The sequence below is a fragment of the Streptomyces sp. NPDC002926 genome (genome assembly GCF_053591755.1).
Genome location: NZ_JBSFUK010000001.1, coordinates 36,873 through 62,720, shown reverse-complemented (window position 1 = coordinate 62,720; position 25,848 = coordinate 36,873). Strand labels below are relative to the sequence as shown.

Annotated in this window: 22 protein-coding genes; 12 read left to right on the top strand and 10 right to left on the bottom strand. The window is 70.5% G+C overall.

Annotated elements, in window-relative coordinates:
* Positions 1-34 precede the first annotated feature (34 nt).
* From ACWDZ6_RS00280 to ACWDZ6_RS00260, 5 genes are all read right to left on the bottom strand, one after another.
* Positions 35-1,720 (bottom strand): phosphoenolpyruvate--protein phosphotransferase, encoded by a 1,686-nt coding sequence (locus ACWDZ6_RS00280; RefSeq protein ID WP_451501051.1) that lies wholly within the window; start codon positions 1,718-1,720, stop codon positions 35-37.
* The gene (gene dhaL / locus ACWDZ6_RS00275) at positions 1,717-2,358 is read right to left on the bottom strand and encodes a dihydroxyacetone kinase subunit DhaL (protein ID WP_451501050.1); all 642 of its coding nucleotides are present in this window, start codon (positions 2,356-2,358) and stop codon (positions 1,717-1,719) included. The genes ACWDZ6_RS00280 and dhaL overlap by 4 nt, the downstream gene beginning before the upstream one ends.
* Before the next feature lie 132 nt (positions 2,359-2,490).
* Positions 2,491-3,489 carry a dihydroxyacetone kinase subunit DhaK gene (gene dhaK / locus ACWDZ6_RS00270; protein ID WP_451501049.1) on the bottom strand — a complete coding sequence of 333 codons (999 nt, stop codon included), beginning with the start codon at positions 3,487-3,489 and terminating at the stop codon, positions 2,491-2,493.
* Complete coding sequence (locus tag ACWDZ6_RS00265; RefSeq protein ID WP_451501048.1) at positions 3,486-4,262, bottom strand: MIP/aquaporin family protein; 777 nt, start codon at positions 4,260-4,262, stop codon at positions 3,486-3,488. Before ACWDZ6_RS00265 ends, dhaK begins: the two co-directional genes overlap by 4 nt.
* 378 nt (positions 4,263-4,640) lie before the next feature.
* Positions 4,641-5,417 (bottom strand): IclR family transcriptional regulator, encoded by a 777-nt coding sequence (locus ACWDZ6_RS00260; protein ID WP_451501047.1) that lies wholly within the window; start codon positions 5,415-5,417, stop codon positions 4,641-4,643.
* 60 nt (positions 5,418-5,477) lie between these two features.
* Here ACWDZ6_RS00260 and dhaM point away from each other — a divergent pair, with 60 nt between their 5' ends.
* The 4 genes from dhaM (at position 5,478) to ACWDZ6_RS00240 (ending at position 9,177) form a co-directional block, all read left to right on the top strand.
* A complete protein-coding gene (gene dhaM / locus ACWDZ6_RS00255; RefSeq protein ID WP_451501046.1) occupies positions 5,478-5,870 on the top strand; it encodes a dihydroxyacetone kinase phosphoryl donor subunit DhaM in 393 nt (130 codons plus the stop codon).
* On the top strand, positions 5,854-6,144 hold the full coding sequence (locus ACWDZ6_RS00250; protein ID WP_451501045.1) for an HPr family phosphocarrier protein: 291 nt from the start codon (positions 5,854-5,856) through the stop codon (positions 6,142-6,144). The genes dhaM and ACWDZ6_RS00250 overlap by 17 nt, the downstream gene beginning before the upstream one ends.
* Before the next feature lie 89 nt (positions 6,145-6,233).
* Positions 6,234-6,701 (top strand): ATP-binding protein, encoded by a 468-nt coding sequence (locus ACWDZ6_RS00245; protein WP_451501044.1) that lies wholly within the window; start codon positions 6,234-6,236, stop codon positions 6,699-6,701.
* A 442-nt stretch (positions 6,702-7,143) separates the two neighbouring features.
* Positions 7,144-9,177, top strand: a complete 2,034-nt coding sequence (locus ACWDZ6_RS00240; RefSeq protein ID WP_451501447.1) for a TerD family protein — start codon at positions 7,144-7,146, stop codon at positions 9,175-9,177.
* 146 nt (positions 9,178-9,323) lie between these two features.
* Here ACWDZ6_RS00240 and ACWDZ6_RS00235 read toward each other — a convergent pair whose 3' ends face one another.
* The 3 genes from ACWDZ6_RS00235 to ACWDZ6_RS00225 are packed head-to-tail and all read right to left on the bottom strand — an operon-like array spanning position 9,324 to position 13,482.
* Entirely contained in the window at positions 9,324-11,006 is a 1,683-nt protein-coding gene (locus tag ACWDZ6_RS00235) for a thiamine pyrophosphate-binding protein (RefSeq protein WP_389175705.1), read from the bottom strand.
* Positions 11,003-11,971 (bottom strand): agmatinase, encoded by a 969-nt coding sequence (speB, locus tag ACWDZ6_RS00230; RefSeq protein WP_366730729.1) that lies wholly within the window; start codon positions 11,969-11,971, stop codon positions 11,003-11,005. Before speB ends, ACWDZ6_RS00235 begins: the two co-directional genes overlap by 4 nt.
* A 41-nt stretch (positions 11,972-12,012) precedes the next feature.
* On the bottom strand, positions 12,013-13,482 hold the full coding sequence (locus tag ACWDZ6_RS00225) for a sodium:solute symporter (RefSeq protein WP_389175703.1): 1,470 nt from the start codon (positions 13,480-13,482) through the stop codon (positions 12,013-12,015).
* Positions 13,483-13,606: 124 nt separating this feature from the next.
* Here ACWDZ6_RS00225 and ACWDZ6_RS00220 point away from each other — a divergent pair, with 124 nt between their 5' ends.
* The 4 genes from ACWDZ6_RS00220 to ACWDZ6_RS00205 all read left to right on the top strand — a co-directional run bounded on the left by ACWDZ6_RS00220 (position 13,607) and on the right by ACWDZ6_RS00205 (position 18,381).
* Positions 13,607-15,145, top strand: a complete 1,539-nt coding sequence (locus tag ACWDZ6_RS00220) for a PucR family transcriptional regulator ligand-binding domain-containing protein (RefSeq protein WP_451501043.1) — start codon at positions 13,607-13,609, stop codon at positions 15,143-15,145.
* A 164-nt stretch (positions 15,146-15,309) separates the two neighbouring features.
* Positions 15,310-16,467, top strand: a complete 1,158-nt coding sequence (locus ACWDZ6_RS00215) for an acyl-CoA dehydrogenase family protein (RefSeq protein WP_451501042.1) — start codon at positions 15,310-15,312, stop codon at positions 16,465-16,467.
* Positions 16,468-16,486: 19 nt separating this feature from the next.
* Positions 16,487-17,359 carry an acyl-CoA thioesterase II gene (gene tesB, locus ACWDZ6_RS00210; RefSeq protein ID WP_451501041.1) on the top strand — a complete coding sequence of 291 codons (873 nt, stop codon included), beginning with the start codon at positions 16,487-16,489 and terminating at the stop codon, positions 17,357-17,359.
* A gap of 20 nt (positions 17,360-17,379) precedes the next feature.
* Positions 17,380-18,381 carry a cation diffusion facilitator family transporter gene (locus ACWDZ6_RS00205; RefSeq protein WP_451501040.1) on the top strand — a complete coding sequence of 334 codons (1,002 nt, stop codon included), beginning with the start codon at positions 17,380-17,382 and terminating at the stop codon, positions 18,379-18,381.
* Here the strand turns inward: ACWDZ6_RS00205 and ACWDZ6_RS00200 are convergent.
* Together ACWDZ6_RS00200 and ACWDZ6_RS00195 are read right to left on the bottom strand one after the other, a co-directional pair.
* Positions 18,351-19,130 carry a phosphatase gene (locus tag ACWDZ6_RS00200; protein WP_351447852.1) on the bottom strand — a complete coding sequence of 260 codons (780 nt, stop codon included), beginning with the start codon at positions 19,128-19,130 and terminating at the stop codon, positions 18,351-18,353. The two genes, ACWDZ6_RS00205 and ACWDZ6_RS00200, sit on opposite strands and share 31 nt — an antisense overlap.
* 101 nt (positions 19,131-19,231) lie before the next feature.
* Positions 19,232-19,825, bottom strand: a complete 594-nt coding sequence (locus ACWDZ6_RS00195) for an SACE_7040 family transcriptional regulator (protein ID WP_326650036.1) — start codon at positions 19,823-19,825, stop codon at positions 19,232-19,234.
* Positions 19,826-19,946: 121 nt separating this feature from the next.
* Between ACWDZ6_RS00195 and ACWDZ6_RS00190 the strand changes: the two genes are divergently transcribed.
* The 4 genes from ACWDZ6_RS00190 to ACWDZ6_RS00175 are packed head-to-tail and all read left to right on the top strand — an operon-like array spanning position 19,947 to position 25,685.
* A complete protein-coding gene (locus ACWDZ6_RS00190; protein WP_351447846.1) occupies positions 19,947-21,563 on the top strand; it encodes a carboxyl transferase domain-containing protein in 1,617 nt (538 codons plus the stop codon).
* A gap of 8 nt (positions 21,564-21,571) precedes the next feature.
* Entirely contained in the window at positions 21,572-23,584 is a 2,013-nt protein-coding gene (locus ACWDZ6_RS00185; protein WP_451501039.1) for an acetyl/propionyl/methylcrotonyl-CoA carboxylase subunit alpha, read from the top strand.
* Entirely contained in the window at positions 23,581-24,522 is a 942-nt protein-coding gene (locus tag ACWDZ6_RS00180) for a hydroxymethylglutaryl-CoA lyase (RefSeq protein ID WP_326650039.1), read from the top strand. The genes ACWDZ6_RS00185 and ACWDZ6_RS00180 overlap by 4 nt, the downstream gene beginning before the upstream one ends.
* Positions 24,523-24,524: 2 nt before the next feature.
* Positions 24,525-25,685, top strand: a complete 1,161-nt coding sequence (locus ACWDZ6_RS00175) for an acyl-CoA dehydrogenase family protein (protein WP_366730737.1) — start codon at positions 24,525-24,527, stop codon at positions 25,683-25,685.
* The last annotated feature ends 163 nt before the right edge of the window (positions 25,686-25,848 follow it).

The window sequence follows — 25,848 nt, the reverse complement described above, 5'->3', positions numbered from 1 at the left end:
TGCTCGACTGATCGCGCCATGTGCGCGGCTCGAGTCAGGGCAGCGACGGCAGGCAGCACTGCTCGACGAGACGCCAGACCTCTTCGGGGGTTTCGCGGGTGAGGGCGATGGCCGCCAGGGAGGCGCAGGTGTCATGGCGCAGGCGGCGGATGCGGGCGCGTACTTCGTCGACGGCGGCTGGTGCTACGGAGAGGATGTCGCAGCCGAGGCCGATGAGCAGGGGGGTGACGAGGGGGTCTGCGGCAGCGTCGCCGCAGACGGATACCTTGCGGTTGTGGCGGTGGGCGGCGGTGACGACTTGGGCGATGGCGTCGAGGACGGAGGGGTGCGCCGCCATGGCGGGGGTGGCGGTGGGGTCGCGCCGGTCCAGGCCCAGGATCTGGCAGGTGAGGTCGTTGCTGCCGATGGAGAGGAAGGCGGCTTCGCGGGCGAGGTCGTCGGCTGCGGCGACGGCTTCGGGGAGTTCCACCATGATGCCCAGGGGTGGCGTCGGGACACCGGCTTCGTCGGCTGCGGCCTGGAGAAGGCGTCGGCAGGCACGCAATTCGTCGATGCTCGCGACCATGGGGATCATGATGCGCAGGTCAGTGTCGGCTCCCGCGCCGAGGAGGCTGCGGAACTGATCGCCGAAAGCGTCCGGTTGGGCGAGCATGAGGGGCAGGCCGCGGCCGATCCGCGCGCCCTGGATGCGGGACAGGAACGGCGGCAGTTTGTCGTCGGCGAAGTCGAGAGTGCGAGCCGTGACGACCTGCCCGGTGAGCGCGCGCAGGACGGGGACGAGGGTGGCCGCGTGCTGATTGCGGGTGGGCCAGGCTGGGTGGTTGAGGAAGGGCAGTTCGGTGCGGAGCAGGCCGACACCGTCGGCGCCCGTGGTCAGGGCCGCGCGGGCTTCGGCCGGCGTCGCCACGTTGGCCCGCAGAACGATGCAGTGCTCGTCGAGTGTCTGGGCAGGCAGGTGGCGCTCTTCGGCGAGGGCGAGCCTGCGGGTGCGGGCGGTCTCCATTGCGTGCAGGGCCCTGGTGCGTTCGTCGTCGTTGGGGTGAGCGACGGCGGTGGCCTGGTCGGTGTCGAGGAGGATTTCCTGCCCGTCCGGTAGGTCGAGCAGGGCGGGGTCGACGGCCAGTAGGAGGGGGATGCCCTGTGAGCGGGCGACGATCGCGGCGTGGGAGTTGGGGCCGCCGGTGACGGAGATGGCGGCGGTCACTGTCTGGCCGGGTTCCAGCAGGTCCGCCGCGCCGATCTCGTGGGCGACCAGGACGAGGGGCTGGTCGGGTGCGGGGCTCGTGTCGCCGTGAAGGTGAGCCAGGACGCGGCGGCCGACCTGCCGTACGTCTGCCGCGCGTTCGGCGAGGGTGGGGTCATCCAGGCTGGCGATGGTCCGGGCGTAGGTGTCGATGGACTGCCGGACAGCGACGGGTACCGGCTGCCCTTGCTGCGCTCGCTTGATCGCCTGCTCGCGCAGATCGTGGTCCTGCGCGATGTAGCTGTTGACCTCCATGATGTCGGCCTCTTCGTCGTTGCCCCGTTCACGCAGCGAGGTGGACAGCTCGAGCAGGCGGGCGGCGACGGCGTCGAAGGCGTCGGTGATCTGCTGTGCGGCGTCGCCACCGGTGCGGTGGGGGAGCGCGGTTCTGCTGGGCGAGCGGTCGGTGCGGTGGAGGAACCCCAGGGCTATGCCGGGTGCGGCGGTATGCCCGGCGTAGGTGTGGCGGTTGGTCATCGGGCCACCACCGTCTCGGCGAGTGCGCGGAAGATCAGGGCGGTGGAGGTGGCCCCTGGGTCCTGGTGGCCGATGCTACGAGCACCGAGATAGGAGGCCCGGCCCTTGCGCGCCTGCATGGGAGTGGTCGCGCGCATACCCTCCTCGGCAGCGTCGGCGGCGGCCCCGGCCGCGGCGGCGAAGTCGGCTCCGGCGCCCGCGTGCTGCTGGAAGGCTGCCAGTGCGGGAGCGTAGGCGTCGATCATGGTCTTGTCGCCGGGTGCGGCCGCGCCGAGCTTCTGGACACTCTCCAGGCCGGCGGCGAGTGCGGTGGCGAACTGCTGCGTGTCGGCGGTGGGTGCGTCAAGGGCCTTGCCCATGGCGCGGAAGGCGCCGCCGTAGAGCGGGCCGGAGGCGCCCCCGACGCTGGAGATGAGTGTGGTGCCCGTCTTGACCAACACGGCCCCGACGGTGTCCGGCTCGTAGTCGGCCAGGGCCGCGGTGACGGCGGAGAAGCCGCGTTTCATGTTGACGCCGTGGTCGGCGTCGCCGATGGCCGAGTCGAGCTGGGTGAGGTGGTCCTTGTGCTTGTCGACGGTGGCGGCGATGGCCTGCACCCACGTGCGGGCGAGGTCGGTGTCCACGGAATCTCCGTTCATGGTTGGTGCGTGGCGGGTTCACGGTTGGGCGAGCCGGGGGCGGGGGCGGATGCGAGGGGCGGTCGGGTGAGCTGGATCGGGAAGGCTCCCGCCCGGCCCCCGCGTATCGCGCGGCCCCGCCCCCGGCTCGGTTCAGGCGCCCCAGCGCACGGCTGGGGTGTTCACAGGTGCGTCCCACAGGGACAGCATGTCGGCGTCGGCCTTGCACACGGTGATGGAAACACCGGCCATATCCAGGCTGGTCACGTAGTTCCCAACAAGATTGCGGGCGATGACCACGCCCTTGTCCGCCAGGGCGGCCGCGACCTCGTTGAAGACCACATACAACTCGATAAGCGGCGTGCCGCCCAGCCCGTTGACCAAGACGATGGTCTGGTCCCCCGCGGTGAGCGGCTGGTCGGCGAGGATGGCGTCCAGGGCAGTGGCCACGATCTCCTTGGCCGACCGGAGCTTCTCCCTGCGGCGGCCGGGCTCGCCATGGATACCGACGCCGACCTCCATCTCGTCCTCGGGCAGGTCGAAGCCCGGCTTGCCGGAGGCCGGGGTGGTACAGGCGGTCAGTGCCACGGCGAAGGACCGGGAGGCGGCGTTGACCCGCTTGGCCATCTCGGCGACGGCGGCGAGGTCGGCACCCTGCTCGGCGAGGGCCCCGGCGATCTTCTCGACGAAGACGGTGGCGCCGGTGCCCCGGCGCCCGGCGGTCCAGGTGGAGTCCTGGACGGCGACGTCGTCGTCGACCAGCACCGTCTCCACCGTGATGCCTTCCTCGGCGGCCAGTTCGGCGGCCATCTGGAAGTTGAGGACGTCACCGGTGTAGTTCTTCACGATGAACAGCACGCCGGAGCCGCCGTTGACGGCCTGGGCTGCGGCAAGCATCTGGCCCGGGACGGGCGAGGTGAACACCTCCCCAGGACAGGCGGCGTCCAGCATGCCGAGTCCCACGAAGCCGCCGTGCAGCGGCTCGTGCCCGGAACCGCCGCCGGAGATGAGTGCGACCTTGCCCGCTCTGGTGCCGCCCGCGCGGGTGATCACCTTGTTCTCCGCGTCGACTTTCAGTTCGGGGTGGGCGGCGGCGATACCGGCCAGGGCCTCATCCAGCACCGCCTCGGGGGCGTTGATGAGCTTCTTCACGACAGGGCTCCTTCGGCAGTGGCGGGCTCAACGACCTGGCTCTCAGCCCCGGTTACGGCGGCGGCCTTGCGGTGGGCGTTGAGGGCGGTGTAGAGGACGCCGGCGGCGAGGGCGCCGATCACCTCGGCGGCCAGGTAGACGGGCAGCTGGTCCCAGTGGACCGTGCCGTTGAAGAGCTCGCCGGTGATCATCGGGCCGAGCGTCCTGGCCGGGTTGATGGACGCCGCGGTGGCGGGCGCCACAGGAATGATGATCGCGAACACGCCGAGGCCGATGGCCAGGCCCGCGAAGCCGCCGGCCGCGCGCCGGTCGATGGCCCCGAAGACGACGAACGCGAGGATGAACGTGCCGATGGCTTCGGCGAAGAAGGCCTGGCCGGCGCCGACACCGGTGCCGTAGGCGGCGATACCGAGGCCGACATCGACCGCCTTCTTCCCCAGCACCCCGACGATCGCAAGCGCCCCCAGCACCGCACCGGCCACCTGGGCCGCGATGTAGCCGGGGACGTCCCGCCAGGGCATCTTCTTCGTGGCGGCCAGCGCCAGGGTGATAGCCGGGTTGATCTGGCAGCCGGAGATATGGCCGATCGCATAGACCATCGCGATGACAGCGGTGGCAAAGGCCAGCGAGATCATTCCCAGCTGCGCCATGGTGAACGGGGCATCGCCACCGACGATGAGCGTTGCGGGGACCGAACCGACACCGATGAACACCAGCACCGCGGTGCCCAGCATCTCGGCCACAAGCTTCTGTGAGTAAGAGTTTTCTTCCATGATGGCGCCCAGCGCCGAGCGGCAGCTTGGGCGTCTCACCTCCTCCGCGTGGAGCGGGCTATGAAGGGAGGTGGCCGCCAGGTGGTCAGGGGTCGGGCACCTGGCGGCCGGCTCAGGGGAACCGGATAACCAGCGGAATCCGGGAAGGCGTTCACTATGGATGAACGTTGTTCCGGAAGTTAAGCCCGCGTTTCACGCCTGTCAAGAGGTTCGGCGACTATCGGGCACCGCGGACACGAAGAAGGCCCCCCGGCGATGTGCCGAGGGGCCTTGGGCGGAGGGGCAGGTGGCGGGACGCCGGGGGCCCCGCCGCCGAGCCGCAGATGGATGCGGAGTGTGCAGGTCAGGCGCCCGCGTGGTGGGTGCGGGGCGGGCAGGTCAGGGGGCGGCGATGCGGGCGGTCCCCCGAGAGGCACCCAGGTCACGGGAGAGGTTGCGGGCAGTCTCCCGGACCGCGACCGCAAGCTCCTGACGTGCCGATTCGGCCAGTAGCCGCTCGACGGGGCCGACAATGCCGATGGCACCCACCACCTCGCCGGAGCGGTCGAAGACAGGCGATGCGATACCCGCGTCCCCGATGGCGGACTCCTGATCCTCGATCGCGTACCCCGTCCTGAGGATCTCCTTCAGCTGGCCGGCCAGCTCCTCCGGGTCGGTGATGCTGGCGCCGGTGAGCACTGACCGGTCGCCCGCGAGCAGCCGCTCACGCTCGGCCGCCGGAGCGAAGGCCACGACGGCCTTGCCCAGGGCACAGGTACTCCACGGGATGCTGGCTCCGACCTCGAGGATCTGCACGGCACCCTCCGGCCGGAAGGCGTGGTGCACCACCAGGACATGGTCGCCGGTGAGCACGGCCACCCACACCGCCTCGTTCGCCCGGGTGGCGAGCTGGTCCGCCCAGGTCAGTGAGCGGGTCCGCAGCTCCTGGGTGTCCAAGTAGGCGTTGCCCAGCTGCACCAGGTCCGGGCCGAGCTGGTACTTGGAGCTGTCCCGGTCCTGCACCACCAGCCCCTCGCGCTCCAGCGTGCGCAGCAGCGCATGGACGGTGGGTTTGGCCACGCCCAAGCGGTCGGCCAGCTCGGTCACACCCAGCCGGGGCCCAGTGGATGCGAGCTCCCGCAAGATCTGCACCGCCCGATGCACCGCTTGCACCATCGAAGAATTCTCCTCGTTCAGTATTGATGAACAATGTTCCGAGATATACCGTGGTTGTTCATGAGCAACCTTGTCGGCATCGTACTCGTGTCCCACAGCGCCGAGCTCGCCGCAGGCCTTCGCCTGCTGGTGGAGCAGATCGGCTCCGACACAGTCCCCCTCGCCACCGCCGGAGGGACCGACGACGGCCGGATCGGCACCAGCTACGACCTCGTTCTCGCCGCGATCCGGCACGCCGACCGCGGAGCCGGCGTCGTCGTCCTTCCCGACCTCGGCAGCTCCGTCCTCACCGCCCGCACCGTCCTGGAAGACCATCCCGGCACCGACGTAACGATCGTCGACGCACCCTTCGTCGAAGGCGCCGTCGCAGCCGTCGTCACCGCCGCATCCGGCGCCGATCTCAAGACCGTCGCCAACGCCGCCAAGGAGGCCCGTCATGTCCCCAAGCTCTGAGTCCAACGTCACGACCACGGTGAACCATGAAATCGCCGTCGTCCTGCCCGCCAACCTGCACGCCCGCCCCGCAGGCCGACTCGCCCGCGCCGCAGCCGAGTACACCAGCGCAATACAGCTGGAACACGACGGACGCACCGTCAACCCCACCGGCGTCCTCGCGGTGATGGGCCTGGGTGCCACCGCCGGAAGCACCGTGACCATTCGCGCCGGAGGCCCCGACGCAGACCAGGCCGTCACGGCGTTGGCCGAGATCCTCGCCACCGCCGAATAACCCGGCCACGCCGCCGCACCGAACGAGCCGCCGCTTTCGATATGAGAAGCCGAGACAAGTGGAGGTGGTCGAGGATGACCACTCCGGCCATGACCACGTCTGACACCAGCGTGGCACCGCACCCGCGGACCGAGTACATCCTCCCGCTGCCGCACATCCCTGAGGCTGTCTCCGCCGTGCGCCACCGCGCACGCAGGATCCTGGGCCACTGGGCCCTGCCCACGGAGACAGCAGACGACGCCATCCTGGTGATCTCGGAACTGATCACCAACGCGATTGCCCACGCACTGCCCCCAGCAGTACTGCGGCTGTCGATGCCCGAGGGCGGCGGCCGTCACGCCCTCCGTATCGAGGTCGTGGATGCTGGGCCGCGACCGCGCCGACCACCCGAGAGCCCGCACCCTGCGGAAAATGAGGAACACGGCCGCGGGACCGGCATCATCGCAGCCCTTTCCATGCGACACGGCATTTCCCGCCACCTCCACAGGATGACCCGATGGGCGGAGCTCCACGTGGCGTCCGGCCACACTGGCAGTGCTGCCACTGCAAGCCCTTGAAGACGTGGTGCGGTGCACGGCGAACTCGGCCAGCTGCCAGCTGCCAGCCGCGCGACGTGCCACGTCAGGTCGCCCCGAACCTCGTTCAGCCCCATCCGACGATGAAGGCGGCCGGGGTCTCACCCTCGTCGCCGCCCTCGCGGAACGCTGGGGCTGCTGCCCGCGTCGCCACGGCATCGGCAAATCGGTCTGGGCGGAACTCAAGCCCGGGTGAGCCTGGCCGGTTCCCACGGCTCGGCGCACAGCAGCGGACGGGGAGTCCGAAGATTCGGATGCCCGTTCCTTGGCCGCCCCTTTCTTCACATCATCTCCTCGTGCGCCGGCTACGAGCGCTACGGTTCCTTCGTCGCACCGAGTGCGAGCTACGTCACAGATCGACATGTCGCGGCTGCTGGGGCCTGCCCGGAGGCGGCCGCACGTCTGGGGGAACGGCATGCGCGAAATGGCCAAGGGTTCCAATGTCGGCCTGGCGGCCCTGAGCGATGACACCGGTTCGGTGATCGTGAGTCTGCGCTGGAGCAGTGCGACAGGGGACGGGGACGCGGATGTGTCCGTGCTGCTGCTGGACGGCAACGGCAAGGTGCGCAGCGACGCCGACTTCTTCTTCTACAACAACCCCGCCGCGGCCGACGGCAGCGTGCAGTTGTTGGGCAAGACGCCGACCGACAGTGGCAGCGAGGACCGCATCGGCCTCGATCTGACCGCAGTGCCCCGGGATGTCGAACGCATTGTGGTGGCAGCCAGTCAGTACGGCGGTTCCTGTTTCGGTGAACTGGACGACCTGCGGGTCACGCTCGCCGATCGTAGTGGTGAGGCTCTGCTCGGCTTCTCCATCACCGACGCCGGCGTCGAGAGCGCATTCATCTTCAGTGAGCTGTACCGACGGGGCGAGGAGTGGAAGTTCCGGGCAATCGGCCAGGGCTACGAGACCGGTCTGGCAGGTCTGGCCACGGACTTCGGCATCGATATCGATGCCGGTGACGATGACGACGCCGTGGACGGACCCGCGGTGGAGCAGCTACCGGAGGCCGATGAGCCCCGGCCGCCCGCCGTCGAGTCGACGGCGGCGTTCCCCACGCAGTCGGCAAGCGGGGCGGAGCCGGTCGGGGTCGAGCCGCCGACACGGAGGACCCGCGGCCCTCGCACCGCCAAGAAGAAGGTCACATTGCCCAAGGTGGCCAAGAAATCCCTCGCCGAGAACGACTCGTGGAGGCCTGCCCGGCTCTTCCCCGTGCCGTCGCTCAAGAGCGACAAGGAGCGCGAGCTAAGGGCCACTTCGGTTCTGCTTTCGGTGATGGCCGAAGTGCCGGAGTTGGGGCGTCGCCTCACCGCTGCTTTCGGAGCACCCGCCGGGCGTATGCAGACCTTCACCGAGGTCACGCTGCCGCACGGAGACACCCCCAAGCGCCCGGACGGTGTCATCCGTGTGGAGCGAGCGGGCAAGCTGTGGACCGCGCTGGTCGAGACCAAGACCAACGGGAACGCGCTCAAGGCGGACCAGGTCCAGAACTACATGGACATTGCCGCCCGCCGCGGATACGAAGCAGTCATCACTCTCTCCAACGACGTTGCCCTGGAAGGCAGTCCGCTGGTGGACGTCAGAACCGACGGGCGGCGCAAGCACAAGGTCGCACTCTGGCATCTGTCCTGGGCCGAAGTGGCCCACCAGGCACAGATGCTGATCCGCCATGAGGGCGTCGGCAATGCCGCCCATGCCTGGCTCCTGCAGGAATTGCTGCACTACCTCCAGCACGAGAATTCCGGCTGCCACGGCTTTCAGAACATGGGGCCGGCATGGGTGCCCGTACGGAACGGCATCGATACGGAAACCCTCTGCCAGGGCGACCGACGTGCCGTGGAGGTCGTCGAGAGCTGGGAGCGGCTCATCCGCCAGGTCTGTCTGCGCCTCGGCGGCGAACTCGGCCAGAAGGCCCTGCCGGTACAGCGCGCCAAGCGCGGCTCGGACCCGCACTCCCGGCGTGCGGTACTCGCCGACCGGCTGTGCGACGAAGGCCGTCTGACCGCCGAGCTGCGCATCGACGGTACGCCGGGTGTTCTCGCGATCACGGCAGATCTGCGGACCGCCAGACTTCGTACATCCATCGAAATCCAGGCCCCGGAGGGGAGTTATCCCCTCACCTCGGCCAAGCGCCTGATCCGGCTGCTGGCCGAGGCACCTGCGGACCTCCATGTCGAGACTCTTGTCGAGGCCGGCAACGGTCCACGCGGCACCCTGGAACGGCTACGGCCCGAACCGGCCGACATGCTGCCCAAGGACGGCGCACGGACGACCGGTTTCCGGCTGTCGTTGTTCAAGGGCATGGGTGCCACTCGTGGCAGCGCCGAGTCCGGGTTCATCCGCAGCGTCGACGAGTCCGTGGACCGGTTCTACGCGAGCGTCGTCGCTCAGCTGATCTCCTTCGAACGACGCCCGGGAAGCCGCCCACAGCCCGCGGAACCCGCTGCCGTCGGCTGATCCCGGTCTTCGGCGCGGACGACGCGTACGACGGCGCATCCGTCCCGTTCGCTCAGGTCCGTCCGTGGCCGGGGCAGACCTGCGCCCCGCCGGTCCACGGGGGGAGGAGCAGCGGGGCGCAGGAGTCCAGGGGGCGGGCAGGGAGTTCAGAGGTGCGTCGGGGCGAACATGCGGAGGACCGCCGGGAGCACCACCACCGAAGGGCCCGGCTCCGTGAAGGACTTGGCCAGGTCCTCGGTCAGCGACTCCGGAGTCGTACGGACCGCAGGGACCCCGAAGGACTCCGCCAGTGCCACGAAGTCCGGGCGGGACAGCTCCGTCGCCGTCGCCTCGCCGAACGCGTCCTCCATGTACTCGCGCAGGATGCCGTAGCCGCCGTCGTCCACGATCAGCCAGGTGACCGGGAGGTCGTACTGGCGGGCCGTCGCCAGCTCCGCGATCGAGTACATCGCGCCGCCGTCGCCGGAGACCGCGAGGACCGGACGAGTACGGTCCGCCGCCGCGGCGCCCAGCGCCGCCGGGAAGCCGTAGCCGAGGCCGCCCGCGCCCTGGGCCGAGTGCATGGTGTTCGGGAAGCGGGCGTCGAAGGCCGACCAGGCCCAGTAGGCCAGGATCGTCATGTCCCAGAAGCTCGGGGACGTGTCCGGCAGGGCCTCGCGGACGGAAGCCAGCAGCTGCTGTTCCAGGGTGAGTTCCTGGGCCGCGATGCGGGCCCGGACCTGGGTCAGGACCGTGCGTACGGACTCGGCCGCGGCCGGGTCCTCGCGCTCCGCCACCGTCTCCAGCAGCGCCGACAGCGCGAGGCGCGCGTCGGCGTGGATGCCGAGGCCCGCGTGGTTGGACTCCAGCTTGCCCGCGTCCGCCTCGATCTGGATGACCCGGCCGCGCGGCGCGAACGTGTGGTAGTTCGAGGACAGTTCACCCAGACCGGAGCCGACCACGAGCAGGACGTCCGCGGATTCGAGGAAGTCCGTGGTGTGGCGGTCCTCCAGCCAGGACTGGAGCGAGAGCGGGTGCTCCCAGGGGAAGGCGCCCTTGCCGCCGAAGGTGGTGACGACGGGCGCGTCGATCTTCTCCGCCAGGGCGAGCAGCTTGCCGCACGCGTCGGAGCGTACGACCCCGCCGCCCGCGATGATCGCCGGTCGTGATGCGTTGGACAGCAAGTGCGCCGCCACAGCCGTCAGTTCGGGGCGCGGTACGACCTCCTGCGGCGTGGCGTCCATGGCCGTGACGACCGGCAGGGTCGTCTCGGCCAGCAGCACGTCCTGCGGGATTTCGACCCAGACCGGGCCGTGCGGGGCCGTCAGCGCCGACTGCCAGGCCGCGGCGATCGCGGACGGGATCTGTGAGGCAGTACGGACGATGTGCACGGACTTCACGATGTCGCGGAACGACGCCTGCTGGTCGCGCAGTTCGTGCAGATAGCCGTGGCGGCCGCCGCCCAGACCGGGCGTCGGGACCTGGCTGCCGATGGCGAGCACCGGCGCGGAGGCCGCCGCCGCCTCCTGGAGCGCGGCCAGCGACATCAGCGCGCCGGGACCGGTCGAGAGCAGCAGCGGTGCGACCTGGCCGGTGACCCGGCCGTACGCGTCGGCGGCGAAGCCGGCGTTGTTCTCCACGCGCAGCCCGACGTACTCCAGCTGCGAGCGGCGCAACGCGTCGAACATGCCGAGCGCGTGCTGGCCCGGGAGGCCGAAGATCGTGGTCGCGCCCAGGCCCTGCAGGCTTTCCACGACGAGGTCGCCGCCGTTGCGGCCGGGCGCCGGGTTCAGCGCGGCCGCGGTCTGGGCCTCGGTGGGGCGCAGTACGAGGTCGTGATCGTGCGTCACTTGGCGCGCCCCTCGGCGATCTGGCGGGACATGATCGTGGTCAGCTCGTACGCCGTGTGGGACGCGGCGACCGAGGTGATCTCGGCGTGGTCGTACGCGGGCGCGACCTCGACGACGTCCGCCGAGACGAGATTGCAGGAGGCCAGGCCGCGCAGGATCTCGAGGAGTTCGCGGGAAGTGAGGCCGCCGGCCTCGGGGGTTCCGGTGCCGGGCGCGTGCGCCGGGTCCAGTACGTCGATGTCGATGGAGATGTAGAGCGGCCGGTCGCCGATGCGCTGGCGCAACTGGTCGGCGACCTCGTCTGCGCCGCGCCGGTAGACGTCGGCCGAGGTCACGATGCCGAAGCCCATCTTTGCGTCGTCGGTGAGGTCCTGCTTGCCGTACAGCGGACCGCGCGTGCCGACGTGGGAGAGCGCCTCGGTGTCGAGGATGCCCTCCTCCACGGCCCGGCGGAACGGGGTGCCGTGCGTGTACTCGGCGCCGAAGTACGTGTCCCAGGTGTCCAGGTGCGCGTCGAAGTGCAGCAGCGCGACCGGGCCGTGCTTCTTGGCCACCGAGCGCAGCAGCGGCAGCGCGATGGTGTGGTCGCCGCCGAGTGTCATCATCCGCGCGCCGGTGCCCAGCAGGTCATCGGCCGCGGCCTCGATCGTCTCGACGGCCTCGTTGATGTTGAACGGGTTCGCGGAGATGTCACCCGCGTCCGCGACCTGCGCGAGTGCGAAGGGCGAGGCGTCCTGCGCCGGGTTGTACGGGCGCAGGAGCCTCGACGCCTCGCGGATGGCGTTGCCGCCGAAGCGCGCTCCGGGACGGTAGGAGACCCCGGAGTCGAAGGGAACGCCGACCACGGCGACATCGGCGCTGCCGACCTCGTCGAGCCGGGGCAGCCGGGCGAACGTCGCGGGTCCGGCGTACCGCGGGATACGGGACGAGTCGATCGGGCCGCGCGGCTGCTCGTTGCTGCTCATATCAATTGCCTTCTTTCCTACGCTTCGTTGCGCTTTCGACTCTAGCTGTTGACGGCGACGGGTTCGGCCGGGGCCTCTTCCTCGTCGGCGCCGCGACCCGCGAGTCGTTCGCGCCAGTTCGCCAGGGTCGCCTCGTCCGTCGGCCGGGTCGCCAGGGAGACGATCACGTACGCCGCAAGCGACAGCAGCAGGCCGTAGTAGACGGGCTGGTTGGCGAGGATTCCGTACCACGCCATCAGGCCGATGACCGAGAGGCCGCCGACGGTGACCGAGGCCAGCGCGCCGTACACGGTGCCGCGCTTCCACAGCAGGCCGCCCAGGATCGGCACCAGCAGACCGCCGACGAGCAGGTTGTACGCGACCGTCAGCGCCTCGATGACGTTGTTGAGCGCGATGGCGGTACAGATGACCGCGATGCCCATGATCAGGATGAAGACGCGGTTGCCCTTCACCTCGTCGTGGTCGTCGCCCCTGCGGGAGGCCAGTCCCCGCACTCGCGACCAGATGTCGTTGTTGGCGACGGTGGCACAGGCGATGAGCGCTCCGGAGGACGTCGACATGACGGCGGCGAGGGCCGCGGCCAGCACCAGACCGCGTACGCCCATGGGCAGTTCGTCCTTGACGATGGTCGCGAAGGCGTCGTCGGCGTTGGGCAGCTTCGGGTAGATGACCTTGGCGGCGGTGCCGATGACGGCGCCGGCCAGGGCGTAGACGAGGCAGTACGTACCGGCGACCGTGCCGCCGTACCGCGCGACCTTGTCACTGCGCGCCGTGAACACCCGCTGCCAGATGTCCTGGCCGATCAGCATGCCGAAGGTGTAGATCAGGACGTACGTGAAGATCGTCTCGCCGCCGATGCCCAGCGGGTCGAAGTACTCGGTGGGGAGCTTCGCCTTCATCTCACTGAAGCCGCCGGCCTTGACGACCGCGATGGGCAGCAGGAGCAGGAGCACACCGACCGTCTTGACGACGAACTGAACCATGTCGGTGAGGGTGATCGACCACATGCCGCCGAGCGTCGAGTACGCGACGACGATCGCGCCGCCGAGGATGATCGAGGCGGTGCGGTTGAGGTCGAAGAGGACGTCGAAGATGGTGGCGTACGCGATCGTGGAGGTGACCGCGAGCATCAGCGTGTACGCCCACATCACGATGCCGGAGATGAGGCCGGCCTTGCCGCCGTAGCGCAGGTCGAGCATCTCGGAGACGGTGTAGACCTTCAGCCGGGCGATGCGGGCGGAGAAGAACACCGAGAGGGCGAGGAGACCGAGGCCGATGGCGAAGACCATCCACGCGCCGGAGAGACCGAACTTGTAGCCGAGGCCGACGCCCCCGATGGTGGAGGCGCCACCCAGAACGATGGCCGCCATGGTGCCGGAGTACATCGAGGGGCCGAGTCGGCGGCCCGCAACCAGGAACTCACTCTTGGACTTGGCGCGGCGCATGCCCCACCAGCCCATGCCGAGCATGCCGGCCAGATAAACGACGATCACTGCGTAGTCGACAGCCATCGGCTTCCTTCCGTCTCGTCCCCCGGGTCCTCAGTCCTTGTGCGAGACGACGCTAGGTGGCTGGAAAGCAACGCTGAAGTGTACGTTTTATCCATTCTCAACGCCACCGATGGATGGACCATCCATGCCGGAGTCTGCAGCAGCCCCACCAACCACACCTGTCCCCCTCGCCGCACTGATCGCCCGCGAGGATCTCGGCCTTCGCCAGATCGCCGGGCCGGAGGCGGGCACGGTGCTGCACTGGGTGCACACCTCGGAGATGGAGGACCCCTATCCGTATCTCCTCGGCGGCGAGCTGCTGATGAGCGCCGGGGTGCTGCTGAAGGACCCCGACAGGTATGTGTCGCGCATCGTGCAGGCGGGCGCCGCGGCCCTCGGCTTCGGCGTCGCGCCGGTGTACGACACCGTCCCGGACGCGCTGATCGAGGCGTGCGACCGGCACGGGCTGCCGCTGCTGGAGATCCCCCCGAAGACGACGTTCACGGCGGTGGCCCGCGCGGTGTGGCGGCTGATGGCCGAGGCCCGCCACCGGGAGCTGCGCCGGGTGACCCAGGCCCAGCAGGGCCTCGCCACGGCGGCGGCCCGCCCCGACCCGGTGCCGGCGGTCCTCCATCAGCTGGCGGCCCGACTGGGCGGTCAGGCGGTGCTGCTCGACGCGTCGGGCACGGAGCTGTCGGCCGCGGGCCGCGCCCCGGGCCCGGAGGCCCGGGCGGCGCTGACACGGCTGGCCCAGGTGGTGAACCCGTCGCCGGCGGCCACCGAGGAAGGCACCCACCCCACGCCCGCCCGCACCGAGGGGACACGCCCCGACCCCGCCGCGCGGCGGGGCCCGGCGGACGGCGGGGAAGCCGGCCGGCTCGCGCCCGCGTCCGCCAGTGACGCCGTCGGCGGGACCCATCTCTCCGCCTACGCCCTCGGCGGCAGCCAGGGGCTCGTCCTCGGCCTCGCCACTCCCCTCCGTGAGCCCGGCGACCACACCGTTGCCGGCGTCGCCGTCGTGCTGCTCTCGCTGCTGACCGCGCCCCACCAGGGCGCCGAAAGCACCGGGCGCAGTGCCGCGCTCGTACGGCTGCTGCTCGGCGCGCGGCCCGCCGAGGCCGCGCCGCTGCTGGGAGCCGAGCGCTGGATCGTCGTGCACGCGCGCGGTGAACGCGGCACCCCCTTCGCCGCGTCCGCACTCGGCGCCGGGCTCGGCAGCGCGCTCCTCGACCCGGCCGATGACGGCACCGTACGGATCCTGCTCCCGGCCGACCGCGAGGTGACCCCGCAGCCGGGCTGGGTGCTCGGCGTGAGCGCCCCCGTCGGCCCCGAGGAGCTCGCTGCCGCCGACACCCAGGCGGCCAGAGCCGTCCACCGGGCCGCGGCCACCCGCACCGATCTGGTCAGACACCGCGGCACCTCGCTGACCGCGCTGCTCTCGCCCGACGAGGCCGCCGCCCACGCGCGGATGCGTCTCGCACCGCTCGCCGACTCCCCCGCCCTGGTCGAGACCCTGCGCAGCTGGCTCTCCCTGCACGGCAGCTGGGACCGTACGGCGGCGGCGATGGAGGTCCACCGCAACACCGTCCGCCAGCGCATCGCCCGCTGCGCGTCGCTGCTGGACGAGGACCTGGACGACGCCGACGTACGGATGGAGCTGTGGTTCGCGCTGCGCTCGCTGTGAGCGGGCCGGCTGTGACGCGGATGACCATCCCCGACTCTGGACAGCCTCTGTGACCCACGGGTAACTTCAATGTGAGCAAGCGCTTAGTCCACCATGTGAGCAATGGCGGTGAACCACCTCCGCGAGAGCGGCGGCGGTCAGCCACAAAGGGAAGGGGGCGTCCCGTGCGCCGTACCGTTTTCAACGAGGACCACGAGGCGTTCCGCGAGACCATCCGCGCCTTCATCGAGGCCGAGGTCGTGCCTGTCTACGACGAGTGGTTCGCCGCCGGCCAGGCGCCCCGCGACTTCTACTACAAGCTCGGCGAGCTGGGCGTCTTCGGCATCCGGGTCGACGAGGAGTTCGGCGGCGCCGGCATCGAGTCGCACAAGTACGAGGCCGTGATGTACGAGGAGACGGCCCGCGCGGGCGTCAACTTCGGCGGCTCCGGTGTGCATGTGCTGCTCGCCCTGCCGTACATCCAGATGCTGGCCACCGACGAGCAGAAGAAGCGCTACCTGGAGAAGTTCGTCACCGGCGAGGAGATGTGGGCGCTGGCGATGACCGAGCCGGGCACCGGTTCCGACGTCGCGGGCATGAAGACCACCGCCAAGCTCTCGGAGGACGGCACGCACTACGTCCTCAACGGCGCCAAGACCTTCATCACCGGTGGAGTGCACGCCGACCGCGTGATCGTGTGCGCCCGCACGTCCGCCCCGCGCGAGGACGACCGCCGCTTCGGCATCTCCCTGTTCGCGGTGGACACCAAGTCCGAGGGCTACTCCGTCGGCCGCAAGCTGGACAAGCTCGGCCTGAAGACCTCCGACACCGCCGAGCTCGCCTTCGTCGACGTCAAGGTCCCGGCCGAGGACCTGCTCGGCGAGGAGAACAAGGGCTTCTACTACCTCGGCGCGAACCTTCCCTCCGAGCGCTGGGGCATCGCGTTCGGCGCGTACGCGCAGGCCAAGGCCGCCGTCCGGTTCGCCCAGCAGTACGTGCAGGACCGGACGGTCTTCGGCAAGCCGGTCGCGCACTTCCAGAACACCAAGTTCGAGCTGGCCGCCTGCCAGGCCGAGGTGGACGCCGCCGAGGCCGTGGCCGACCGCGCGCTGGAGGCTCTGGACGCGGGCGAACTCACGCCCGCCGAGGCCGCGTCCGCGAAGCTGTTCTGCACCGAGGTCGCCCACCGCGTCATCGACAAGTGCCTCCAGCTGCACGGCGGCTACGGCTACATGAACGAGTACCCGATCGCTCGTCTCTACGCCGACAACCGCGTCAACCGCATCTACGGCGGCACCAGCGAGGTCATGAAGACGATCATCGCCAAGTCCATGGGCCTGTAAGGACAGTTACCTTCCTCCCATGAGCTCAGCACTTGACGACCTGCTCGATCTGCTCGACCTGGAGCAGATCGAGCAGGACATCTTCCGGGGCCGGTCCCGCTCCGCCCTCGTGCCGCGTGTCTTCGGCGGACAGGTCGCGGCCCAGGCGCTCGTCGCCGCGGGCCGCACCGTCCCCGAGGACCGCACGGCCCACTCCCTGCACGCGTACTTCCTGCGCATGGGCGACCCGGACGCGCCGATCGTCTACACGGTCGACCGCATCCGCGACGGCCGCTCGTTCACCACACGCCGGGTCGTCGCCGTCCAGTACGGACAGCCGATCTTCCATCTCTCCGCGTCCTTCCAGACGTACGAGGAGGGACTCGAGCACCAGGCGGCGATGCCGTCGGCGCCCGCCCCCGAGACCCTGCCGACGGCGGCCGAGATCCTGCCGCGGTACGCGGGCGACTTCGTCGACCCCGGCACCGTGGAGCGGATGCTCGAAGCACGGGCCGCGGTCGATCTGCGCTATGTCGACGCTCCGCCGTACGGCAGCGTGGGCAAGCCGCGCGAGCCGCGCTCACAGGTGTGGTTCCGGGCGAACGGCAAGCTCGCGGACGACCCGCTGCTGCATGTCTGCCTCGCCACGTACGTCTCCGACATGACGCTGCTCGACTCGGTCCTCCTGGCACACGGCCGCGGCGGCTGGGCCGTCGGCGACGTGGTCGGCGCCTCGCTCGACCACGCGATGTGGTTCCACCGGCCCTTCAGGGCCGACGAGTGGCTGCTGTACGACCAGGAGTCACCGTCGGCGTCCGGCGGCCGGGGCCTCGGCCAGGCGCGGATCTACACCCAGGACGGGCGGCTTGCCATCTCCGTCATCCAGGAAGGCGTCGTTCGCGTACCCCACTGATCGGACATACGGTCCGGTACATGAGCGAACAGCCTGCGAGCACCGGCGAACAGCCCGCGAGCACGAGCGAACAGCCCCCGAGCACAGGTGAGAGCACCTCCACGGTGATCGTCGCGGCGGTCGCGAATCTCGGCATCGCCGTGGCGAAGGCCGTCGCCGGCGTGATCAGCGGCTCCAGCGCCATGCTCTCCGAGGCGGCGCACTCGGTGGCCGACACGGTCACCGAGCTGCTGCTGCTCACCTCCCTCAAGCGGAGTGCGAAGCCGGCCGACGAGGACCATCCGCTCGGCTACGGCCCCGAGCGCTACATCTGGGCGCTGCTCGCCGCCGTCGCGACGTTCGTCGGCGGCGCGGTCTTCTCCGTCTACGACGGCATCCACACCCTCATCCACGGCGAGAATCCGGGCGATCCGCTCGTCTCGTACATCGTGCTCGGCATCGCCTTCCTGCTGGAGGGCTATTCGCTGCGCACGGGCGTCCGGCAGGTCCGCGCCGAGGCCGCCCGGCTGGGGGCGCCGGTCGGCCGCTATCTGCGGCTGACGCCCGACACCGCGGTCAAGGCGGTCGTCCTGGAGGACACCGCAGCGCTGGCGGGTCTGCTGCTCGCGGCCGGCGGACTGCTCGGCGCCCAGCTGACGGGCTCCGGCGTCTGGGACGGTGTCGCGTCGGTCCTGATCGGCGTGCTGCTGGTGCTCGTGGCCTGGGTACTGGGCCGCAGCAACGCCCAGCTGCTGATCGGCCGCCCGCTCCCCGAACCGGTGCGTGAAGCCGTACGGGAGGAGATCCTCACCGTCCCGCACATCGTGGACGTGCTGGAGCTGACCACGCTCATCCAGGGTCCGGCCGAGATCCTGATCGCCGCGAAGGTCGACTTCCGGGACGCCTCGAGCGCCCGGCAGGTCGAGTGGGCGTGCGAGGAGGCGGAGGAGCAGCTGCGGGAGCGCTTCCCGGCGATCCGGCGGGTGTATCTGGATCCGACACCGGGCCTCGGTCAGGAGAGGCCGGCCGCGTCCAGCAAGTAGGCGGTCATCGGGTCGTAGAAGCGCGGATCGGTGACATGGTCGTCGAGCGGGACGGTCACCTGGAGGGTGCCTTCCGCCTCTCCGATGAACAGCGCCGGGTCATTGGAATCCGCGTATCCGACGGAGTCGAGACCGCGCTGCCCCGCGCACCCGGCCCAGCCGTGGTCGGCCACCACCAGATCGGGCAGCTCCCGGCCCTCCCGCTCGAGCCCGTCGAGGATCGCGGCCATGGGCGCCGGTGAGTGGGTGTGCCACAGGGTCGCGCCGCGCTCCAGCATCGCGACGTCCGCGAACTGGAAGACCATGCCTTCGTCGGCCGTCAGCCCGCCCGGAATCCGTACGATCTCGCAGCCGGCGGCCCGCAGTGCGTCGGCGGTCTGTCTGTGCACATCCAGCAGCCCACCCGGGTGACCGGTCGCGAAGAGCACCCGCTGCTGCCCGGCGACGGCCTTGCGCAGCCGGGCCGCCATCCGCTCCAGGGCGTCGACGGTGAGCTCCGGGTCGATGGTGTCCTGGCCCTGCCGGTGCCCGGGATCGTCACTGACGCCGCACCGCTCGGCCATGACAGCGAGCACGTCCTGCTCATCGGTCCAGCGGTCGCCGAGCTCGAGACCCAGCCAGTAGTGCCGGTCGCCGTTGGCGAGCTTGCGGTAGTGGGAAAGGTTGTTGTCGCGGGGCGTGGCGACGTCTCCGGCGATACGTGAGCGGACGAGGTGGTCGACGAGGGCGGCGCGGCTGGGTATCGGCATGAGCCCCATTGTGCCGTCAGGGGCACCGACGATGCCCGCTGTCCCGAACGCTGGACGCACCCGGCCGATGACCTGCGGCGGGCGCGCGCGGCGGGGTGCCTTCAGACCGTCAGGGACGCGAACGCCCCGTGCGCCAGGCGCCGCAGCAGTGTCTCCGTCGCCGCCCGGCCGGGCAGGCCGCTGCCGTACGAGCCGAGGTGCGGCGTCGAGTTGAGCAGACCGAACACCGCGTGGACGGCCACCCGGGCCTCCGACTCGGGGACCTCCGGATGCAGTTCCCGTACGGCCGCGACCCACAGCTCGACGTACTGCCGCTGCAGCTGCCGCACCAGCTTGCGGTCGCTGTCGCGCAGCCGGTCCAGCTCACGGTCGTGGAGGGTGATCAGCGGGCGGTCGTCGAGCGCGAAGTCGATGTGCCCGTCGATGAGGGCGGCGAGCAGCGCCCGGGGGTCGGCCTCGGCCTCCTCCACCCGTAGCCGGCCGCCGCTCAGCAGCCGTTCGCTGATGCCCACGAGCAGTTCGGCGAGCATGGCGTCCTTGCCCGCGAAGTGCCGGTAGAGACCGGGTCCGCTGATGCCGACGGCAGCCCCTATCTCGTCGACGCCGACGCCGTGGAAGCCGCGCTCGGCGAAGAGGCGGGCGGCCTCCTTGAGGATCTGCTCGCGGCGCTTGGGGGCATCCGTCCTGGTGCTCATGGCATTGATTCTAGACAAGGCTGTTAGCGCTCGTTAACCTGGTGGAAACGCGTTAACGCTCATTAACTGATCCTCGTACGGAAGCGACAACGGAGTCGTACGGGCAAGGGGGCTCAAGACGATGCAGCAGGCACCCGTGCTGGCGAGCGCGGCAGACCCCGCCTCGGCGGCCTGGCAGGCCAACGAGGCGGCGCACCAGGAGCTCGCCGACGGTCTGCGCGGCCGGCTGGCGGCAGCCCGCCTCGGCGGCGGTGAGAAGGCCCGCGCCCGGCACACGGCGCGCGGGAAGCTGCTGCCGCGCGACCGTGTGGACACCCTCCTCGACCCGGGCTCGCCCTTCCTGGAGCTCGCGCCGCTCGCGGCGGAGGGGATGTACGGCGGGCAGGCCCCGGCCGCCGGAGTGATCGCCGGTATCGGGCGGGTCAGCGGCCGCGAGGTAGTCGTCGTCGCCAATGACGCCACGGTCAAGGGCGGCACGTACTACCCGATGACGGTCAAGAAGCACCTGCGCGCCCAGGAGGTGGCGCTGGAGAACCGCCTGCCCTGTGTGTATCTGGTGGACTCGGGCGGCGCCTTCCTGCCCATGCAGGACGAGGTCTTCCCGGACCGCGAGCACTTCGGACGGATCTTCTACAACCAGGCGCGGATGTCCGGCGCGCGTATCCCGCAGATCGCGGCGGTGCTCGGCTCCTGCACGGCCGGCGGGGCGTACGTCCCGGCGATGAGCGACGAAGCCGTCATCGTTCGCGGCCAGGGCACGATCTTCCTCGGCGGTCCGCCCCTGGTGAAGGCCGCGACCGGCGAGGTCGTCACGGCGGAGGAGCTGGGCGGCGGCGAGGTCCACTCCCGGATCTCCGGCGTCACCGACCATCTCGCCGAGGACGACGCGCACGCGCTGCGGATCGTACGGAACATCGTGGCCACGCTCCCCGAGCGCGGCCCGCTCCCCTGGTCGGTCGAGCCGGCCGAGGAGCCGAAGGTGGACCCCGCCGGGCTGTACGGCGCGGTGCCGGTGGACTCGCGCACCCCCTATGACGTACGCGAAGTGATCGCCCGGATCGTGGACGCCTCCCGGTTCGCCGAGTTCAAGTCCGAGTTCGGCACGACGCTGATCACCGGCTTCGCCCGGATCCACGGTCACCCGGTCGGCATCGTCGCCAACAACGGCATCCTGTTCTCCGAATCCGCCCAGAAGGGCGCGCACTTCATCGAGCTGTGCGACCAGCGCGGTATCCCGCTGCTCTTCCTGCAGAACATCTCGGGCTTCATGGTCGGCCGGGACTACGAGGCGGGCGGCATCGCCAAGCACGGCGCGAAGATGGTCACGGCCGTGGCCTGCACCCGGGTGCCGAAGCTGACGGTCGTCGTCGGCGGCTCCTACGGCGCGGGGAACTACTCGATGTGCGGCCGGGCGTACTCCCCGCGCTTCCTGTGGATGTGGCCGAACGCCAAGATCTCGGTGATGGGCGGCGAGCAGGCCGCTTCGGTGCTGGCGACGGTCAAGCGCGACCAGCTCGAGGGCCGGGGCGAGGTGTGGCCCGCCGCCGAGGAGGAGGCCTTCAAGGAGCCGATCCGCGCGCAGTACGAGCAGCAGGGCAACGCCTACTACGCCACGGCACGGCTGTGGGACGACGGCGTGATCGACCCGATGGAGACCCGGCAGGTGCTGGGTCTGGCCCTGACCGCGTGTGCCAACGCCCCGCTGGGTGAGCCCGGCTTCGGCGTCTTCCGGATGTGAGGACCTCCATGTTCAGCACTGTCCTGGTCGCCAACCGAGGCGAGATCGCGGTACGGGTCATCCGCACCCTGCGCGCGATGGGCATCCGATCGGTCGCCGTCTTCAGTGACGCGGACGCGGACGCGCGGCACGTACGGGAGGCGGACACCGCGGTCCGTATCGGCCCCGCGCCCGCGGCGGAGAGCTATCTCTGCGTGGAGCGCCTGCTGGAGGCCGCGGCCCGCACCGGCGCCGAGGCGGTCCACCCGGGCTACGGCTTCCTCGCCGAGAACGCGGGCTTCGCGCAGGCCTGCGCCGACGCCGGCCTGGTCTTCATCGGCCCGCCGGCCTCGGCGATCTCGCTGATGGGCGACAAGATCCGCGCGAAGGAGACGGTGCAGGCGGCGGGCGTCCCGGTGGTGCCCGGCTCGTCCGGGTCCGGACTGACGGACGATCAACTGGCGGCTGCCGCACGGGAGATCGGCATGCCGGTGCTGCTGAAGCCGTCGGCGGGCGGCGGCGGCAAGGGCATGCGGCTCACCCGGGTCGAGTCCGCGCTGCTCGAGGAGATCGCGGCGGCCCGCCGTGAGGCGCGTGCCTCCTTCGGTGACGACACACTGCTGGTGGAACGGTGGATCGACCGGCCCCGGCATATCGAGATCCAGGTTCTGGCGGACGGTCACGGCCAGGTGGTCCACCTCGGCGAGCGTGAGTGCTCGTTGCAGCGCCGCCACCAGAAGATCATCGAGGAGGCGCCGAGCGTCCTGCTGGACGAGAAGACCCGGGCCGCGATGGGCGAGGCGGCGGTCCAGGCGGCCCGTTCGTGCGGCTACCGGGGCGCAGGCACGGTGGAGTTCATCGTCCCGGGCCACGACCCGTCCGCGTACTACTTCATGGAGATGAACACCCGCCTCCAGGTCGAGCACCCGGTGACGGAGTTCGTCACCGGCCTGGATCTGGTGGAGTGGCAACTGCGGGTCGCTGCGGGCGAGCAACTGCCCTTCGCGCAGGAGGACATCAGCCTCACCGGCCACGCGGTCGAGGCCCGTATCTGCGCCGAGGACCCCGCACGCGGCTTCCTGCCCTCGGGCGGCACGGTCCTCGCGCTGCACGAGCCGCAGGGCGACGGGGTGCGCACCGACTCGGGCCTGTCCGAGGGCACGGAGGTCGGCAGCCTGTACGACCCGATGCTGTCGAAGGTCATCGCGTACGGCCCCGACCGGCCGACCGCCCTGCGCCAACTGCGCGCGGCCCTCGCCGACACGGTCACCCTCGGCGTCCCGACGAACGCGGGCTTCCTGCGCCGCCTGCTGGCCCACGAATCGGTCGTCTCCGGCGACCTGGACACGGGTCTGGTGGAGCGTGAGGCGGACGACCTGGTCCCGGAAGGTGTCCCGGACGAGGTGTACGCGGCAGCCGCGGCGGTACGGCTCGCCGGGCCGGCCCCGCAGCGGAGTGCGGGCTGGGTGGACCCCTTCTCGGTGTCGAACGCCTGGCGCCTGGGCGGCACCCCCGCCTGGACGGTCCATGACTTCCGTGTTCCCGGCCACGATCCGGTGCAGCTGCGCACGCGCACGGTGGCCGGAGCCACGGAAATCGCGCTCGGCGAAGCCGCGGACGGTGCGGAGCTGCCGGGCCGGTGGTCCGGCGCCCGGCTCGTCGCGCTCGAGCCCGGGCGGGTGACGGTCGAACTCGACGGCGTCACCCACACCTTCCACCGCTCCGGCAGCTGGCTCGGCCGGGACGGCGACAGCTGGCACGTGCTGGACCACGACCCGGTGGAGGCCTCTCTCAGCGGCGCCGCGCACGCCGGCGCCGACACCCTGGCGGCACCGATGCCGGGCACCGTCACCGTGGTGAAGGTCGCCGTCGGGGACGAGGTCGACGCGGGCCAGAGTCTGCTGGTCGTCGAGGCGATGAAGATGGAGCACGTCATCTCCGCCCCGCATGCCGGCACCGTCACGGAACTGGACGTCACACCCGGCTCGACCGTCGCCATGGACCAGATCCTGGCGGTCGTCACCCCGAGGGAGGAAGCATGACCGACGGGCTGCCTATGGCCGTTCCCGTGCAGGATCTGCCGCCCCGCGTCCGTATCCACGAGGTCGGCGCCCGCGACGGGCTGCAGAACGAGAAGACGGTCGTTCCGACCGAGGTCAAGGCCGAGTTCATCCACCGGCTCGCCGACGCCGGTCTGGCCACGATCGAGGCGACCAGCTTCGTCCACCCCAAGTGGGTGCCCCAACTCGCCGACGCCGAGCAGTTGTTCCCGCTGCTCGGCGACATCGAAGGCGTCGCGCTGCCCGTCCTCGTACCGAACGAACGCGGGCTCGAGCGGGCGACGGCCCTCGGTGCGCGCCGGATCGCCGTGTTCGGATCGGCGACCGAGACCTTCGCGCAGCGCAATCTCAACCGCACCGTCGACGAGTCGCTGGCGATGTTCGAGCCGGTCGTCGCCAAGGCCCGCGCCGACAAGATCCATGTCCGCGGCTATCTCTCCATGTGCTTCGGCGACCCGTGGGAGGGCCCGGTCCCCGTCCACCAGGTCGTCCGGGTCGCCAAGCGGCTGATGGACCTCGGCTGCGACGAACTGAGCCTCGGCGACACCATCGGCGTGGCCACGCCGGGCCATGTGCAGAACCTGCTCGCCGAGCTCAACGAGGAGGGCGTGCCCACCTCCGCGATCGGCGTGCACTTCCACGACACCTACGGCCAGGCCCTCGCCAACACCCTGGCCGCGCTCCAGCACGGTGTGACCACCGTGGACGCCTCCGCGGGCGGCCTCGGCGGCTGCCCGTACGCGAAGAGCGCGACCGGAAACCTCGCCACCGAAGACCTCGTGTGGATGCTCGACGGCCTCGGCATCGAATCCGGGGTCGACCTCGGCCGGCTCACCGCCACCAGCGTGTGGATGGCCGAACAGCTGGGCCGTCCCAGCCCGTCCCGCACCGTGCGTGCCCTCTCCCACAAGGAGTCGTAGCAATGTCGCTCGACCATCGCCTCACCCCTGAACACGAGGAACTGCGCCGCACCGTCGAGGCGTTCGCGCACGACGTCGTCGCGCCGAAGATCGGCGACTTCTACGAGCGCCACGAGTTCCCTTACGAGATCGTCCGCGAGATGGGCCGTATGGGCCTGTTCGGACTGCCCTTCCCCGAGGAGTACGGCGGCATGGGCGGCGACTATCTCGCCCTCGGCATCGCCCTCGAGGAGCTGGCGCGCGTCGACTCGTCCGTCGCCATCACCCTCGAGGCCGGCGTCTCGCTCGGCGCGATGCCGGTCTACCGCTTCGGCACGGAGGAGCAGAAGCAGGAGTGGCTGCCGCGGCTCTGCTCGGGCGAGCTGCTCGGCGCGTTCGGGCTGACCGAGCCCGGCGCCGGCTCGGACGCGGGTGGCACGAGGACCACGGCCGTCCGGGACGGCGACGAGTGGGTCATCAACGGCTCCAAGTGCTTCATCACCAACTCCGGCACGGACATCACCGGTCTGGTGACGGTCACGGCGGTCACCGGCCGCACTTCCGACGGCAAGCCGCTGATCTCCTCGATCATCGTCCCGTCCGGCACTCCCGGCTTCACGGTCGCCGCGCCCTACTCCAAGGTCGGGTGGAACGCCTCGGACACGCGCGAACTCTCCTTCGACGGCGTCCGGGTGCCGCTCGCAAATCTGCTCGGCGAGGAGGGCCGCGGATACGCCCAGTTCCTGCGGATCCTCGACGAGGGCCGCATCGCCATCTCGGCGCTGGCGACCGGACTCGCGCAGGGCTGCGTGGACGAATCCGTGAAGTACGCCAAGGAGCGCCAGGCATTCGGCCGGCCGATCGGCGCCAACCAGGCGATCCAGTTCAAGATCGCCGACATGGAGATGCGGGCGCACATGGCCCGGGTCGGCTGGCGGGACGCGGCCTCGCGTCTCGTCCAGGGCGAGCCGTTCAAGAAGGAGGCGGCGCTCGCCAAGCTGTACTCGTCGACCGTCGCCGTCGACAACGCCCGCGAGGCCACCCAGATCCATGGCGGCTACGGCTTCATGAACGAGTACCCGGTGGCCAGGATGTGGCGGGACTCCAAGATCCTGGAGATCGGCGAGGGCACGAGTGAGGTTCAACGGATGCTGATCGCGCGGGAGTTGGGCCTGTCGGGCTGATACGCGCATGAACGGGGGGCGGCCCGGAAAGGGTCGCCCCCTGTTGGCGTTCGGGCCCGGTTCCGGGCCGGCCGCGAGCCGTCCCCGACCCCGGTGTCCGCTCCGGGGAGGCACCCTCTGGACAGAAACTAAGGTTAGGCTAACCTACCTTTGAACTGCCCAG

Bases quoted from the DNA above. Each gene is read 5' to 3' on its own strand.
- ACWDZ6_RS00280 (WP_451501051.1), bottom strand. From the start codon at position 1,720: ATGACCAACCGCCACACCTACGCCGGGCATACCGCCGCACCCGGCATA.
- dhaL (WP_451501050.1), bottom strand. From the start codon at position 2,358: ATGAACGGAGATTCCGTGGACACCGACCTCGCCCGCACGTGGGTGCAG.
- ACWDZ6_RS00265 (WP_451501048.1), bottom strand. From the start codon at position 4,262: ATGGAAGAAAACTCTTACTCACAGAAGCTTGTGGCCGAGATGCTGGGC.
- ACWDZ6_RS00260 (WP_451501047.1), bottom strand. From the start codon at position 5,417: ATGGTGCAAGCGGTGCATCGGGCGGTGCAGATCTTGCGGGAGCTCGCA.
- dhaM (WP_451501046.1), top strand. From the start codon at position 5,478: ATGAGCAACCTTGTCGGCATCGTACTCGTGTCCCACAGCGCCGAGCTC.
- ACWDZ6_RS00250 (WP_451501045.1), top strand. From the start codon at position 5,854: ATGTCCCCAAGCTCTGAGTCCAACGTCACGACCACGGTGAACCATGAA.
- ACWDZ6_RS00245 (WP_451501044.1), top strand. From the start codon at position 6,234: ATGACCACGTCTGACACCAGCGTGGCACCGCACCCGCGGACCGAGTAC.
- ACWDZ6_RS00240 (WP_451501447.1), top strand. From the start codon at position 7,144: ATGGCCAAGGGTTCCAATGTCGGCCTGGCGGCCCTGAGCGATGACACC.
- speB (WP_366730729.1), bottom strand. From the start codon at position 11,971: ATGAGCAGCAACGAGCAGCCGCGCGGCCCGATCGACTCGTCCCGTATC.
- ACWDZ6_RS00225 (WP_389175703.1), bottom strand. From the start codon at position 13,482: ATGGCTGTCGACTACGCAGTGATCGTCGTTTATCTGGCCGGCATGCTC.
- ACWDZ6_RS00220 (WP_451501043.1), top strand. From the start codon at position 13,607: ATGCCGGAGTCTGCAGCAGCCCCACCAACCACACCTGTCCCCCTCGCC.
- tesB (WP_451501041.1), top strand. From the start codon at position 16,487: ATGAGCTCAGCACTTGACGACCTGCTCGATCTGCTCGACCTGGAGCAG.
- ACWDZ6_RS00205 (WP_451501040.1), top strand. From the start codon at position 17,380: ATGAGCGAACAGCCTGCGAGCACCGGCGAACAGCCCGCGAGCACGAGC.
- ACWDZ6_RS00200 (WP_351447852.1), bottom strand. From the start codon at position 19,130: ATGCCGATACCCAGCCGCGCCGCCCTCGTCGACCACCTCGTCCGCTCA.
- ACWDZ6_RS00195 (WP_326650036.1), bottom strand. From the start codon at position 19,825: ATGAGCACCAGGACGGATGCCCCCAAGCGCCGCGAGCAGATCCTCAAG.
- ACWDZ6_RS00190 (WP_351447846.1), top strand. From the start codon at position 19,947: ATGCAGCAGGCACCCGTGCTGGCGAGCGCGGCAGACCCCGCCTCGGCG.
- ACWDZ6_RS00185 (WP_451501039.1), top strand. From the start codon at position 21,572: ATGTTCAGCACTGTCCTGGTCGCCAACCGAGGCGAGATCGCGGTACGG.
- ACWDZ6_RS00180 (WP_326650039.1), top strand. From the start codon at position 23,581: ATGACCGACGGGCTGCCTATGGCCGTTCCCGTGCAGGATCTGCCGCCC.
- ACWDZ6_RS00175 (WP_366730737.1), top strand. From the start codon at position 24,525: ATGTCGCTCGACCATCGCCTCACCCCTGAACACGAGGAACTGCGCCGC.